The sequence below is a fragment of the Synechocystis sp. FACHB-383 genome, from assembly GCF_014698605.1.
Classification (GTDB): Bacteria; Cyanobacteriota; Cyanobacteriia; order Cyanobacteriales; family Microcystaceae; genus Synechocystis; species Synechocystis salina.
The window spans coordinates 61681-77179 of the sequence record NZ_JACJTJ010000009.1; the positions used below are offsets into that span (position 1 = coordinate 61681).

Annotated in this window: 11 protein-coding genes; 2 read left to right on the forward strand and 9 right to left on the reverse strand. The window is 44.4% G+C overall.

Going from position 1 to position 15499, the window contains the following annotated elements:
* Nucleotides 1-50: 50 nt before the first annotated feature.
* The 5 genes from H6G45_RS00760 to H6G45_RS00780 form a co-directional block, all read right to left on the reverse strand.
* Nucleotides 51-218 (reverse strand): hypothetical protein, encoded by a 168-nt coding sequence (locus H6G45_RS00760; protein WP_190595653.1) that lies wholly within the window; start codon nucleotides 216-218, stop codon nucleotides 51-53.
* 562 nt (nucleotides 219-780) lie between these two features.
* Complete coding sequence (locus H6G45_RS00765) at nucleotides 781-2973, reverse strand: ATP-dependent RecD-like DNA helicase (protein ID WP_190595656.1); 2193 nt, start codon at nucleotides 2971-2973, stop codon at nucleotides 781-783.
* Between the two features lie 6 nt (nucleotides 2974-2979).
* The gene (locus H6G45_RS00770; RefSeq protein ID WP_190595659.1) at nucleotides 2980-4281 is read right to left on the reverse strand and encodes a cytochrome P450; all 1302 of its coding nucleotides are present in this window, start codon (nucleotides 4279-4281) and stop codon (nucleotides 2980-2982) included.
* A 137-nt stretch (nucleotides 4282-4418) separates the two neighbouring features.
* Complete coding sequence (locus tag H6G45_RS00775; RefSeq protein ID WP_190595661.1) at nucleotides 4419-4844, reverse strand: hypothetical protein; 426 nt, start codon at nucleotides 4842-4844, stop codon at nucleotides 4419-4421.
* Between the two features lie 2 nt (nucleotides 4845-4846).
* Nucleotides 4847-5590 (reverse strand): ParA family protein, encoded by a 744-nt coding sequence (locus tag H6G45_RS00780; RefSeq protein ID WP_190595663.1) that lies wholly within the window; start codon nucleotides 5588-5590, stop codon nucleotides 4847-4849.
* Nucleotides 5591-7187: 1597 nt separating this feature from the next.
* Here H6G45_RS00780 and H6G45_RS00785 point away from each other — a divergent pair.
* Together H6G45_RS00785 and H6G45_RS00790 are read left to right on the forward strand one after the other, a co-directional pair.
* Nucleotides 7188-9443 carry a heavy metal translocating P-type ATPase gene (locus H6G45_RS00785; RefSeq protein WP_190595665.1) on the forward strand — a complete coding sequence of 752 codons (2256 nt, stop codon included), beginning with the start codon at nucleotides 7188-7190 and terminating at the stop codon, nucleotides 9441-9443.
* Nucleotides 9444-9457: 14 nt separating this feature from the next.
* Nucleotides 9458-9967, forward strand: a complete 510-nt coding sequence (locus tag H6G45_RS00790; protein ID WP_190595668.1) for a cupredoxin domain-containing protein — start codon at nucleotides 9458-9460, stop codon at nucleotides 9965-9967.
* A 25-nt stretch (nucleotides 9968-9992) separates the two neighbouring features.
* Here H6G45_RS00790 and H6G45_RS00795 read toward each other — a convergent pair whose 3' ends face one another.
* The 4 genes from H6G45_RS00795 to H6G45_RS00810 all read right to left on the reverse strand — a co-directional run.
* Nucleotides 9993-10472, reverse strand: coding sequence for a hypothetical protein (locus H6G45_RS00795; protein WP_190595670.1), 480 nt, complete (start codon nucleotides 10470-10472; stop codon nucleotides 9993-9995).
* 101 nt (nucleotides 10473-10573) lie between these two features.
* On the reverse strand, nucleotides 10574-11023 hold the full coding sequence (locus H6G45_RS00800) for a DUF2808 domain-containing protein (protein WP_190595672.1): 450 nt from the start codon (nucleotides 11021-11023) through the stop codon (nucleotides 10574-10576).
* Nucleotides 11024-11317: 294 nt separating this feature from the next.
* A complete protein-coding gene (locus tag H6G45_RS00805; protein ID WP_190595674.1) occupies nucleotides 11318-14458 on the reverse strand; it encodes an efflux RND transporter permease subunit in 3141 nt (1046 codons plus the stop codon).
* A gap of 72 nt (nucleotides 14459-14530) precedes the next feature.
* Nucleotides 14531-15499: efflux RND transporter periplasmic adaptor subunit (locus H6G45_RS00810; RefSeq protein WP_190595676.1), on the reverse strand; the 969-nt coding region annotated here is incomplete at its 5' end.

A 15499-nucleotide genomic window follows, 5' to 3' on the forward strand; every position in this document is an offset into this window, starting at 1 on the left:
TCAACAGAGGGATAAGCGTCGCCAATTTGTTAATAAAGCCAACCCAATTTTTAGCGGTGGCTTTGTTGAACCGCTAGGATTCTTCCCCACCATTCCGCCGAAGGGCCGTCCAATTTCTCCACCTCGACAAATTGGGCAGGAGCTTCCTCGATCGCCGTTGGCTCTTCTTCAATTTCCTTGTTAGGTTTCCGTTTCAAATTAGCAGGTGCTGATTCCACTATTGGAATTTAGGAATGGCAAAACCAAAACGTTGGCAACTTTTACGTCAAGTTGACACAGTTCATACGTTTGCAATAATCCACTTCGGGCTGGACATGTAATCTGCGTAATCTTTTTGCCGTATGGTTTAGCGTTAGTCTTCAGATATATTTTGAAACCAACTCAGACCTTGAATATTCTTTATTTAAACCGGTGCCGTTGGGGAAAAATTCAGCAATCAAACCGAGCGGGGCGGGTAGCAGTTCCGGCAGATAGCAAAATTTCCCAATCAACAGTTGGTCTCCCAATGCCCAAATTCCAGTGGTCATAAAAGTGTTGTTTTGCCGATGGAATGACTTGAGCTGATTTCGGTGAGGAGATCGCTCTGAACCCAAAAGCCATCAAATTTACTCACTGTAATATCCCCTAGGACTTTCACCTGGCAGGCCAATCTCCGGGGTGGCAATGTGAGGTGGAAGCCAATAACAATAAGTTGAATGATTTGGCTCTCCACATTGTTGGCATTACAACCCTTTCAGTGCTATTGGTTATTGCCGGGGTGGGGTTACAACTGGGAGAAATTTAACCCTTAATCCTTTCCTGGAGCCTAGTGTAGCGTTTCCGTTCTTGTTGTTGCCGCACAGCATAGCCCAAAGCCTTGGGGGAACCAATCACTAAAGCTAACTGTTTTGCCCTGGTGAGTCCAGTGTAAAAAAGGTTACGGCTCAGTAAGAGAAAGTGTTGCATATAGAACGGCAGAATGACCACAGGATATTCAGACCCCTGGCTTTTATGGATGCTGATGGCCCAAGCTAAACCAATCTCGTTCAAATCCGCAAAATCATAGTCCACAGTTCTTTCTGCATAGGTAATCCTCAATATTTGCTCCTCCTTATCAATAGAAGTGATGGTGCCCTGGTCGCCGTTGAACACTTCCCGGTTGTAGTCATTTTTGAGTTGCATAACCCGATCGCCAGTGCGGAATATGGTGGTTCCCCGTTGGAGCTGGGGCTTATTTTCTTGGGGAGAATTAAGGATGGATTGCACTACGGCATTGAGGTTGCGGGTACCTACTACACCCCGTTGCATGGGGCAGAGCACCTGGACATCCTGGCGGGGGTTGAAGCCCTGCTTGGGAATGAAGTCGGTCAATAATTCCCCAATTAACTGCACTCCATGGTCTGGTTCCGTACCGCCATTGTGCCAAAGGCAATCGGATTGGGGTTGGTCAGAAATGGTTTCCATCTGGGGATAACAACCCCGGTTGATTTCATGGGCATGGCGAATGATGGCACTGGCCGCCGCCTGCCGAAAGACTTGATTTAACCTGACCACGGTTATCTGTTGGGAAGCAATCAAATCCCGCAACACATTTCCCGGCCCAACGGAGGGCAACTGGTCAATGTCCCCCACCAACAATAATTGGGTATTGTGGGCGATCGCCTTAAGCAGGGAATGGGATAGAAATAAATCCAGCATGGAAGCTTCGTCCACAATCACCGCATCAAAGGGCAGAGGATTATCTTCATCACGCTTGAAGCCCATAGTGTTGGGATCAAATTCCAATAGGCGGTGCAGGGTTTTGGCCTCTAGCCCGGTCATTTCCCCTAACCGCTGGGCGGCTCTACCCGTCGGGGCCGCTAGTCCGATCTTTTTACCCATGGCTTTCCAAAGGGCAACGATGGTGCGGGTGGTGAAGGTTTTCCCTGTTCCTGGGCCACCGGTGAGAATCATTAACCTATGACTAGCAGCTAGAACCACAGCAGTATATTGTTGTGTTGACAATTCCAGTTCATTTCTGTCGGTATAGCGGCTAATCCAGCTTTTTACCCTTGCTACATCCACCAATTGTCCACTAGCTAGTTTTTGCGTCACATAACCTGCCAATTTACATTCAGTGTGGTAGAAAGTAGGCTTGAACAGCAGGATTTCTTCTTCACTCAATACTTCCTGCATTAAGTCCTGAACCCCTACCATTTCCTTCACTATGGTCAACACCGCTTCCTCTGTGGCTTCAAATTCTTCCGTGCTCAGCTTGGAGATCGCCTCTTTGATTAACTCCGGTTGGGGCAGGTGGCAATGGCCTTGTTCTGATGCTTCCCCTAAAGTGTGAAGAATGCCGGCCCGGTAACGAAATTTGGAGGTGGGAGCAATGCCTACCTGTTGGGCAATTTTGTCTGCTGTCAGAAAGCCAATGCCAAAAATATCGTCCGCCAATTGGTAGGGGTTATCCGTCACAACCTTGATGGCATCATCCCCATACTGCTTGTAGATTTTGACAGCGTAGGTAGTGGACACTCCATGGCCCTGGAGAAACAGCATCACTTCCTTGATGGCTTTCTGCTCTGCCCAGGTACTCTGGATCATCCTCACCCGTTTCTTGCCAATGCCCGGTACCTCAATCAGGCGATCTGATTTTTCTTCAATAATTTCCAGGGTTTCTAAGCCAAAGTGGGCCACAATTCTTTTTGCGGTGACGGGGCCAACTCCCTTGATTAGCCCACTGCCCAGATATTTCTCAATACCGGTCAACGTAGCGGGCTTGGTTTCGTGGTATTGACTAACCTGGAACTGGGAACCGTATTTTGGATGTTCTTTCCAAATTCCCTGTAACTTCAGGGTTTGCCCTGCTTGGATATGGGCAAAATTCCCCACCACGGTGGTTAATTCCTTAGTCCTGGGGATTTGTAGTCGAGCCACGGTGTAACCAGTTTCCTCCGCATGGAAAGTGATCCGCTCAATTACCCCGGTCAAATACTCTGTTGGTTTTTCCATCAGATGCTAAAGGTGACTTCTAGGGCTAGATATTCTCTGTAACTGCACCCGTAAATTGTCCCTAGGTCGGGGACTGGGGGTAACAACCAGCTCTAGATTCTGCCCCGGCAATAACGTCCAATCAAATCGTTCAATCAAACGGGTAGCAAACAGCTTCATTTCTAACCGGGCAAAGGGGGGATTTTGAATGGCACTACCATCGGGGGTAAAACGTTCTGGGTCAAATTTTTCTGGCTCTGGGTATAAATCTGGATCGGCATGGGTGCCTGTAATTTGGTAGGACACTAACCAGCCTTTTGGGAACTGAAAACCCTGGAATTCACAATCTCGAATTAATTCCCGAAAACCTCCCCCCATTGGAGGGATCAATCGCAATACTTCCTGCAATATCTGGTCTAAATAGGGCATCTGCTTAAACATTTCCACCGTTAACCCTTCCCCTAAATCCAATCCAGCCTGCTCCTGTCTTACCTTGTTCCGAACATCTGGATGTTGTCCCAATAGCAAACAGAAAGAGGCGATCGCCGACGTGAGGGTTTCGTGGCCCGCAAACAACAACAGTAAAATCTGATCCTTTAGTTCGGACAAAGATAAAGGCTGACCATCATCGTCCCTAGCCGCCAGTAACATGCCCAACGCATCTTCTTCACTGGGGGGTTGCTGTTGGCGGACTTTGATAATTTGCTCTAGCTCCGCCAGTAATAAAGCCCTGGCTCGTTTGGACTTAACAAACATGGTGGTGGGTAAAGAAATGGGTAAGCTAAACAATCCTTGGATATAGGTTTCAAACCAAGGGAATAGTTGAGGGTTTTGAATAGCCTCTTCCCCCATAAATAATGTGGCCGCTACATCGAAAGTCATTCGCCGCAATTCGGGATACCAAGTTACCTCTCCTTTTTTTTCCCATTGGTCTAAATAGCCCTGAATAATTCTGTCCATTTTCAGAAGATAACCGGCCAGTGCCCTAGGCAAAAATGCTTGGTAAAGAATACGACGACGGGAGCGATGCACTTCCCCCATTTGAGTTGCCAAAGCATTGGGGCCCAACAAAATTCTGGTGCTAAGGGGCCAAGTTGCCTGGAAGGTTTCCTGCTCCTTGGTGAACAAAAAGCGGTTTGCCTGGGCCCCAAATACAAAAATTACATTCTTGCCAAATAAACGGGTCTTGAAGATGCCCCCAAATTTCTTCTGTCGTTTTTTGTTAAAGTCCCCATCGTTAAAAAAACTCAGAGTTTCCCCCAACCATGGCAAGCCAAAGTCACCGGGGGGAATAGGTAGGGAAGAAATGTCCGCAGGGGAAGTAGTCATGGAAAAAACGTCGACAATTTAAAGAGGTACCAAATTCACAAATCGGAGATTTTGCTGTTAATGCACTGCTACCCTAACCATTATTGATGGGGAGTATTGGTAATTCAACTGTCACTTAAATTAAATAAATTTCTAGCCTAGGATAAACGTCTTTCCTGGCGAGCTATAGCTTCCTCCAGCAGGTTCGGATTTTCAAGAAATTGCTCCAAAAATGTGGCGATCGCCGTTTCCACTAGCACTTCTTTGTAGGGAGTGGATGATTTTCCCCGCTCTAGGCATAGCTGTAAATGAACACGGTCTAATTGCTCCACTAGCCTACTATCAAGCTGATAAGTTACTTTCTTGATTTGTATTGGTTTTGCTCTAGACTGGTCTTCTAGTTGACCTGCTAAACTCCTGAATTGTTGACTTGTTGACTTTTTATTCTCACTATCTTCTGGCAAGCTGGCGTGTTCACTGGTTAACGTGTTAGCTGAGTTGAAATCAGAATAAGTGCTAAGAACACTATCTGACTTGGATTCTAGGGGATCATTATCGGTAAGTCTTACTTTTTTCTGGGCCATGTTTAAGCCTCCATGGATTTGATAATGGTGGAATAGGGATGGGTTAGCTTGGGGTCATTGGCATAAATATGGATTGGTTCCCCGGCTAAATTTGCTTCGGCAAAGCGAATTGATTTTGGTACAGGGGGAAAGATGAGTGATTTGCCAAACCGTTTTTCTAGGGAAGTAATTACATCCCTGGACATAACCGTTTGTTCAAACATCGTTGGCAGAATTCCCAATATTTCAATGGTGGGATTGAGTCGTTTTTTAACTGAGGCAATAGTTTCCAACAGGGAAGCTAATCCCTTCAAAGCAAAAAATTGGCATTGTACGGGAACTAAAACGTAGTCAGCTAATGCCAAACCATTCAATGTCAACAGACCGAGAGAGGGGGGACAGTCAATCAAAATATGGTCATATTCTCCCTGAATTGGCTCCACTTGTTCCTTGAGTAAATAGAAGTTGCCTACTTTACCAAGAATTTCTGTTTCACCCTTAGCCAAGGTAATATCCGCGGGCAGAATGTCCAGGTTAGTCCAGCAGGTGTTGGCGATCGCTGGCTTTAAGGCGCATTGCTCAGTGATGACTTCATAGGTTGTGGCTTGTCCTTCCTCCACCTCCATCCCTAACCCGGTGGTTAGATTCCCTTGGGGATCTAGATCAATCAGTAGAACCCTTTGCGATTCGGAAAGTAGTCCCCCAAGGCATAGGGTAGAAGTTGTTTTAGCCACACCCCCCTTTTGATTGCAAACGGCAATTATCATAGTCTTCCTAACCAGGCAGATTGTTAACTTGTTGACTGTTCCAACCTTGAAAAGGTTGCAGCGTAGTCTTTTCTGCCGTTGCCACTTCCTAAAAATACCACCAGTTATATGGTCAACATTCCAACTTAACAACAAGTTAAATTAATTTGCCCATGGCGATCTCACTTTTAGCCTTTTTAAGGGGGAAAGACTTGATTTTGATAATTCCCTAGGGAACTTTATTTCCCGTGTGTTTTAGGGATATTTTTGTGAGTGTTATTTGTACTAAAACTACAAAAAGAGATTAAAAACGGGAATAATATCTATCTGGTTGAACAGACAACCAGTTAACAAGTTAACTGGTTAACCATAATGGCGATCGCCACCGCAACCATGCACTATCAAACTGGAATAGGGTGTTTTTGTATTTGCCAATATCTATTAATTGAGAATTAATCCTAATATTGATGGCAAAGGATGATGATAATTTGGCTTTTTATGGCAGTCAAATAACCATAATGCTTGCAGTGTATGGATTTAGTCCAATAATACCAGGACTGCTCAAATATGTATTATCACAGCCTTAATATTTATACTGGCTTCCCCTTTGGTCAGAAGTGATGGCGATCTCTCTTCTCCATTCAATGGAAATTCCTTTTACAAAAATTGTTTCCCATTGCAGAATCAAAGCAGAGGATGTTCTGGATTATCGGCAAAAACGAAACGGTGACGCCAGACTACTTTTAAAATTCAGGTAGGTAGAGCTTAAAAAAAATAACTTAACTGTTATCGATTTGTTGGCATTGTTCAAAAACTCTGTGCCTCAGTTTTCAAAGGGGTGTTTTGACTATCTATCCAGCTGAGCATAACCTAAATTACTTGTAACTGCTCAAGAATCGCCGCTCTGACTCTCCGAATGACCTGTCGGCTGTTCCACTGATAATGGTTTAGAAAACGACTCAGGGCTGAAGCTGACTTGATTGGACTATTCTGCGATCGCCGTTGTCTGGGCCTGGGTACGATTAGTCACGATAAAACCAGTTAGAGTTACGCCTGTCACTAAACCGGCCAAACTACAGATCACTGTTTTAGTTTTCATAAATTTTTTCCTGGCGATTTTGTCGCTATCTACTTGATTATGCTGAGTTTTAAATTCAATATTTAATAGCAACTACTTTAGGTAGTTCTATCTTGATTATGGCACTTAGGGATGAAATATTTTGTTTTTTTCTATAGTCAAATTTTAACAGCAGAAATTCCTTAGGATTTTAGATATTTGAAATATTTGAAATGCTTGAAATAGAGTATGACTAACTGCTCAATCTAGCAAAGATGGTAATCTCAAGAAAATCTTAAGTTTCAAGAAAAATTCAAAGAGAAATTTCATCGTGATTTCATATTTCTATGATAGGCTCAAAATATAGATCAGTCCAGGGTGACTGACTCCTCTAAATTCTTCCCTCTGGAAGTTAGGCTAATTTAAACGTTGAATATAATTCCAATGCCCACGAAAGCGATCGCAGTAAACTGGAGAGATATGTTTTTATCTCCTCTAACGATCCTCAAAAGAGAGACCTACAGATTAAATTTTCTATTTTTGTAAAAGGAAAGTAAAAAAATGGATAATCTGCTCCTTAAATTACGGGGAATGAGTTGCGCTTCCTGTGCCTCGAATATTGAAAAAGCTATTCAATCGGTTCCAGGAGTTGCTGAGTGCCAGGTAAATTTTGGGGCGGAACAGGCAATAGTTCAATACAATCCCCAACAAACCAGTCCGAAAACCATTCAAGCGGCGGTAGTCAGCGCCGGCTATCAAGCATTTCCCCTAGAAGAAATGAACGCGGATCGTGATGATGAGGAAAAAAAGTCTCGCCAAGCTGAAACCCTTGATCTAAAACGCAAAATCTGGGTCGGTGGGATTTTCAGTGTCCTGTTAGTTTTGGGTGTAATTCCTGAAATGTTAGGGATAAATCTGTCCTTTATTCCTGCTTGGTTGGGTAATCCCTGGTTACAGTTAATTTTGACAACGCCAGTTCTATTTTGGTGTGGACAATCCTTTTTTATTGGTGGCTGGAAAGCTTTTAAACGGCATACTGCCACCATGGATACCCTCATTGCTTTAGGGACTGGAGTAGCTTATTTTTATTCTCTTTTTGTGCTTCTTGTTCCTGGTTTTTTTACCGCAGAAGGATTAACGCCCCATGTCTATTTTGAAGTGGCGGCAACAGTAACAACGTTAATTTTATTAGGACGATTATTTGAGAATATTGCTAAAGGCGAAACCTCGGAAGCCATTCGTAAATTAATGGGTTTACAGGCTAAAACCGCAAGAGTTATTCGTGATGGTAAAGAATTAGATATTGCCATTGAAGCAGTTATTTTAGAAGATATTATTGTAGTCCGTCCTGGAGAAAAAATTCCTGTAGATGGAGAAATTGTTGAGGGTTCTTCCAGTATTGATGAAGCGATGGTGACAGGGGAAAGTGTCGCCGTTAAAAAACAGCCTGGGGATGAGGTTATTGGAGCAACCATTAATCAAACAGGGAGTTTTAAATTTCGCGCTACTAGAGTCGGAAAAGACACCGTTTTAGCCCAAATTGTTAAGATGGTACAGCAAGCCCAAGGCTCTAAAGCTCCGATTCAAAAGTTAGCGGATCGCATAACAGGTTGGTTTGTCCCTGTCGTGATGGCGATCGCCATTCTCACGTTTATTATTTGGTTTAATGTCATGGGTAACATCACCCTGGCTATGATTACAACGGTGGGGGTTTTGATTATTGCTTGTCCCTGTGCCTTAGGATTAGCAACCCCAACTTCCATCATGGTAGGAACAGGAAAAGGAGCAGAAAATGGCATTTTAATTAAGGGAGCTGATAGTTTAGAATTGGCCCACCAAATTAAAACTATTGTGTTAGATAAAACGGGGACGCTTACCCAGGGAAAACCTACAGTCACGGATTTTTTGACTGTTAAGGGTATTGCCGATGGGAATGAAATGAATTTATTAAAATTGGCGGCTTCTTTGGAGCGAAATTCAGAACATCCCTTAGCAGAAGCAGTGGTCAGGTATGCCCAATTTCAACAAATTAAGGTAGGGGAAGTTGAACAATTTCAAGCGATCGCCGGTAGTGGGGTACAGGGAATTGTAGAAGGTAAATTAATCCAAATCGGGACGCAACGTTGGATGCAAGAATTGGGGATTGGAACTCAGTTTTTAGAAGCCGATAAAAATGCGTGGGAAAATGCAAAGAAAACCGTTGTTTGGTTATCTGTAGCGGGTCAAATTGAAGCAATTATGGGCATCGCTGACGCGCTCAAGCCCTCCTCGGCGGCAACGGTAAAAGCCTTTAAAAAACTCGGTTTAGAAGTGGTGATGTTAACGGGGGATAATCAAGCTACGGCGGAGGCGATCGGGTTAGAAGTGGGGATTATTCGCGTTTTGGCCCAAGTCCGTCCTGAACAAAAAGCCGCCAAAATCAAAGAATTACAGGCAGAAGGCAAAATTGTTGCAATGGTAGGAGACGGGATAAACGATGCCCCTGCCCTAGCCCAAGCTGACGTGGGGATTGCCATTGGCACAGGAACGGATGTGGCGATCGCCGCTTCTGATATTACGCTAATTTCTGGGGATTTACAGGGAATTGTGACTGCCATTCAACTCAGCCGTGCCACCATGCAAAATATTCGCCAAAATCTTTTCTTTGCCTATATTTATAACATAGCAGGTATTCCCATCGCGGCAGGTATTTTGTTTCCTTTTTTTGGTTGGTTACTAAGTCCAATTATTGCAGGAGCGGCGATGGCTTTAAGCTCGGTTTCCGTTGTGACCAATGCGTTACGTTTACGAAAATTTCAACCTAAAGTAATTATCTAAAGAGGAAATGAATCATGAATCAACGAATGATTTGGGGAACATTAACAGGATTGGGAATTTTTATTTTCACGGCATCGGCAGGAGAAGCCGTTCCCATGCCTTCCGAGCATTCTAATTCGACTACTCAATTTCGGCGTATTGAGCAACCCTTGGGGCTAAAAGCGATCGTTACTCTAGGGGGATTAGGCTTAATTGGTTTAGAGTTATGGTGGTTTTTATTCAGCCAACCTACAACGAAAAAAGCTGAATCGGATCAAGGCATTCAATCTTTAGATATTTCCGTTGATGGTGGTTATGAACCCGCGTTAATTGTGGTTAAATTGGGTCAATTAGTTAGATTAAATTTTTTTCGTAAAGATACTAATAGTTGTCTGGGAACAGTTCTGTTTCCAGATTTTCAGATTGCTCAAGATTTACCTCTTAATCAAGTTACAACCATTGAGTTTACCCCTGACAAGCCTGGTAAATATCCCTTTACCTGTGGAATGAGTATGTTTCATGGGGAAATAGAAGTCCAGGCTTAACAATTGCATCGTAAATTTTCAATAATTAATATTTGAAATTGAATCTTCCATTGATTTTTTCACCGTTAATATCACTTAAGATTGCAAGTTTATAATCTCCTACTATTTGGGTAGAAAAAAGGGCAGTATAGTGCTTATCTTTGTCACTATATTTAAAATCAATATTTTGTTGGGTTCCATCAGGTAACTGAATTTTACCGGTCACAGTGGCATTAGGAATAGGCGTATGATCAGTTCCTTTTTGCAGATAAAAATCGAGATGGAAACCACCAGCTTCTTTGAGGGTAGCCAGTTCTAAATGGTAGGGGCCGACTTCTACTACTTGTCCTCCTTGACCCCCATTAGATTCAGTTTTATTTTCCTCAACATTTTCCGTAGGAGCAATACTAGGAGACGGTAGGGGACTCGTCGGTGTATCGGTGGTGGGGGCTGGAGTATTACAGGCATTTAGCAATAGAATAATGACTGCAATAAGACCAAAGTTGATGAAGGAAAAGTATTTCATGATTTTTAGAAAAATCCCCGTAAATTTAGTGCGGGGATTATGTCGGTTTATTGTTGAGTTGTGTTTTTAATCTTAGAAATATTCCAGATTAAAATTTTACATTAATCGTAAGTCTGCACTTGTCTTGAACCTAGGGGAATTGTTTCATTTAGTTTTGCCATTGTCCCATAGATGCGATAAATCCAATTTTCACTAAATCCTGTCGTGCGAACATTCTTTAGACTAATTATTAGTGTATCACTATCAGATACAGGAGAGAGAAAATCAATAATAACTTGATTGTTCTTGATGGAAAAATTGCTATTAATTGGTTGATTATATTGATTGTCAACCTTGACTTCTCCATTGATTTTTATACCTTTGGGAATTTGAATAGTTAAAGACGATAAACCTATCTTAGGTACGTTGAGTGTAAAATAATGTGTCGCATTTTGCACTCTTGCATAACTTGGAAGCGCTCCACTTTTTATATCATAAGCAAAGGCAGAAGAGTTGATAAAACCCATCGGTAAAAAAGACGCTATCAAACTAGCAATTAAGATTTTTTTCATGAATTAACTTCGTGATTGTTACATCATATACATAATAAACAATCATTATGAAATTAAAATGAAATAGTATTCTATTAATTACAATAAATTCGCTATTTATTTAAGGTAGTAAACAGTATAAAAGTGGCTAAGAAATTGTTTGTTGGTATAGTGCTGAGAAGTGCAATAAGAATTAGGTTCAAAAATCACCTATCATTTTGGCGGTGTCGAACTTAGGGAATTATTTAGGATAAAACAAAAATATTGTCGGAATGGGTCCGAATTTTGATTAGGAAAAAGTATTTCATAAAGAATCTAAACCTTGGTTAGGGTATTGAGATGATGAGATTTTGATGTGGGAACTGTAATAGATGGACGCAGAAAACGTCCAAATTGGGCATATAGGGCTGGTAATACCAGTAGGGTTAAAGCAGTGGAGGTAAAGAGTCCGCCTAGAATAACGATCGCCAGGGGTTGGAGAATTTCCTTGCCGGCTCCGGTGCCGATCGCCAGGGGAAGCATACCTAGGGCGGAGGTGAGGGCGGTCATCAAAATCGCCACCAACCGTTCCTGGGAACCTTCATGAATAACCTGAGAAAGGGGTAATGCTAGGGCAATTTTTTGATTGTAATTATCCACTAGCAATAAACCATTGCGGACAGCGACACCAAAGAGGGTAATAAAACCCACTAGGGAAGCAACGGAAATAACGCCTCCCGTCACGGCGATCGCCAAAATCCCTCCAGCTAAGGCCAGGGGCAGATTGATCATAATCATCAGAGTGGCGGGCAAAGATTTAACCGCAAAATACATCAGAATAGTAATAACAATTATTGATAAAAAGCCAAACAGTAAAAGGTTTTGACTAGCCCTTTCCTCCGATTCAAATTGGCCACCGTACTGGATGAAGTAACCTGTGGGGAGGGAGACTTTTTCCTTTACTTGGGCTTGAATATCGTTAACCACGGAACGGAGATCCCTACCCTGAACGTTGGCGGAGGCAATAATCAACCGGGAGACATTTTCCCGATTAATGGTGTTAGGCCCCGTGCCGTAAGTAATCTGTGCCACTTGGGCCAAGGGGATTTTTGCTCCAGTGGGGGTATCTACTAGCAAGTTGCTGATGGTTTCTAAATTGTTGCGGGCATCTGCCTTCAGCCAGACCAAGAGATCAAATAATTGTTGGTCTTGTAAAACCTGAGAGGCAACTCTGCCATTCAATGCGGTTTCGACCAAGCCGGCAAGTTGCCCAACGGTTAGTCCATATCGTCCTGCGGCCAGGCGATCAAACTGAATTTGCACCTGACGGACAGGGACTTGGGGTTCTAGCTGTAAGTCAACGAGGCCGGGAATCTCCGCCATGGCTGTTTCCACCGATTTGCCGATGGTGCGGAGTTGTTCCAGGTCGGGGCCAAAGATTTTAACGGCGATCGCACTCCTCACCCCGGAAAGTACTTCATCCATGCGGTGGGAAATAAAACCGCCAATATTGGGAGCAACCCCAGGGATGCGATTAAATTCTGCCCTTAGGGTTTCAATGCTGGCTTCTCGGTCGGCTATACCCGCATCACTAAGTTCTACATCCAAATGTCCTAAATTCACGCCACCGGCATCAGCATCCCCCGGTGCACGACCGGAGCGCAATTGTACAGTGCTAAAGCGTGGATCATCCTTGAGAGCATCCTGAAGGGCAAAACCTACTCGATTAGTAGCTTCGAGGGAACTGCCAGGATAGAGGAGCATGGCATTCACCAAGGAGCGTTCCTGAAATTCCGGTAAAAAGACCCTTCCCATACTGGGTACTAAGCTCAGGGAAAAGATAAAAAAGGCGATCGCCGCCCCAATAATCCAGTGGGGATGGTGGGTACTGAACTTTAATAGGGGTTGATAGATTCTTTGGCAAATGCGAGCTAACCAAGTTTCATCACTGGGCAAACGGCAAGGGGCAAGTAAAAGGGCGCAAAGGGCAGGGGAAAGGGTCATGGCCACTAGGGTAGAGGCAAAAATAGACAATAGATAAGCTATGCCCATGGGAGCAAAAATACGCCCTTCGACCCCCGTTAGACTAAAGATTGGGGCAAAAACAACGGCAATAATTACCGTGGAAAAAATAACACTGGTACGGACTTCAACGGAGGTATCGTAAACTACCTGGAAGGGATGCTTGGGATTGCCCAAGGCCTGGTTTTGGCGGAGACCTCGATAGCAATTTTCCATATCCACAATGGAGTCATCGACAACGGAGCCGATCGCCACCGCTAAGCCTCCGAGGGTCATTGCATTAATGCCCTGGCCAAACCAACTTAAAATCATCATGCCAATGAGAATGGAGAGGGGAATGGCACTGAGGGTAATAATGGCAGTACGCCAATTCATTAAGAACAGCACCATGACGACAGCGACGATGATAATGCCATCCCGCAAGGAATCCCGGACATTGGCGATCGCCGCATCAATAAAACTTTCTTGCCGAAAAGTGACCTGGAGATTAACCCCGGTGGGCAGGGCCGCTTTGACCTCTGCCATAGCTTTTTCCACCGCCTTACTCACCGTCGGGGTATCGGCCTGGGGTTGTTTATCAATCACCAGCACCACCGCCCGTTGGCCATCTATACTGCCATCTCCCCTCGTCAAGGCGGGCCCAATGGTCACGTCTGCCACATCCCGGAGCAGAATGGGTTTACCGTCCCTGGCCGTCACCACAGAATCCGCCAATTGGGAGATATTTTCGATGCGCCCCAAACCTCGAATCACGTCTTCTTGGTCGGCGGTCAATAAAAATCCCCCCGCCGCATTGACATTGGCTTCTTCTACTGCTTCTGTCACCTGTTGTAGGGAAATGTTAAAAGCTTTGAGGCGGGCCGGATCGACCAGAACTTGATATTGCTTAACATCCCCCCCATAGGCAACCACCTGGGAAACCCCTGGTACGGCCAAGATTTGATTGGTGATTTCCCGATCCACCCGCCGCCGCACTTCCATCAAATTAGCTTCGGGACTCTCCGCCGACCCATCCACCGTCAAGGCATACATTAAAATTGTACTAATAGGGGAAGACACAGGGGAAATTTGCGGTTCCTCCGCCCCGGTAGGTAGTTTACTCCGGGCAGATTGCAAGCGTTCAGTCACTAATTGTCTGGCTCGGTAAATGTCTGTGTTATTCGCAAAAATAGCCTTAACAACGGAAATACCTACGGCGGAGGATGAACGTACCACTTCTACCCCTGGGGTTCCATTAACCGCACTTTCAATGGGCAGGGTAATTAGGGTTTCCACTTCCTCTGGTGCTAAGCCTGGGGCTTCCGTTTGGATTTCAACTTGGGGAGGGGCAAAGGGGGGGAACACATCCAAGGGCATCCGGGTTAGGTTGTAGGCCCCTAAAATGGTCACCAGAATGGCTCCAATAACAACTAACCAGCGTTGGGCGATCGACCATTTGAGGATGGCATTAATCATTTTCTAGGTAAATAACAGGGGTTTGGTTACTGAGCTTGCCGAAGTATGGATTGCTTCGGCGGGGCAGGGAATTTAGGAAAAGTCCTGGTGGGAGGAAGTTTCAACTAGTACTTTTTCAACTTCCAGGGATGGCTCATCTTGGCTTGCCATTAAGGTGCGTTCCCCCAAAGGTTGATTCTGTTGTCGTTTTCCCCACAGACTGCCGGCCCAAAAAATTCCAGCGGCCGCCACTATTCCCCCCAGAGGTAAAAACCATCGTGATGATGTGGGCAAAGAAAAGTTAGATTCTGTTGTTTCTAATGATTCTTCAGTTTTTTTGGCCTTTTCAGGGGGTTTGGTGCGTAAGGATTGTGCGTAAAGTTGACTAGCCCGTTGGGAGACAACTAAATCCCCGGCAAATAAACCTTCTTTGATTTCCACCCAATCCCCGGAAACTTGCCCTAGGGTGACTGTAATCGGTTCAAAAATATTGCCATTCTGCACAAAAACCAGATTTTGCTGATCGTTGGTTTTAACAATGGCTGATTGGGGAACCGCAAGAACCGGGGTAGGGGTGCGGTCGGTTAAAACTTCCAATTCTACGAACAGTCCGGGCTTAAGTTGACCATCAGCATTATCCAATGTCGCTTTCACGGAGACGGTACGATTTTCCCCTTCCACCACGGAACCAATTTGATTAATCCGTCCCCGAAAAGTTTTGCCCGGTGAACTACTAACCCAGCCCCGGATTCCTTGGCCTTGGCGAATTTTGCTTAAATCCTTTTCGTAAATATTGGCTGAAACTTGAACTTGCTGACTATTGATAATGGTAAAAATCGGTTCCCCTGCATCCTGTCGGGATTCTCCGACCTTAATTTCATGCTCTGGGGTAGTGGCGGGGTCAATAACTATGCCAGTCATGGGGGCTGTGATCACAATGGTGCCATCGGGGCGGGCATTAGTTCCTAGTTGTTGCAAACGGGTCTGATAGGTTTCTTCGCTTAATTTGACCTGTTTTTGGGCAACATTTAAGGCAGTTTGGGCCCTTTTGATTTGGGCGAC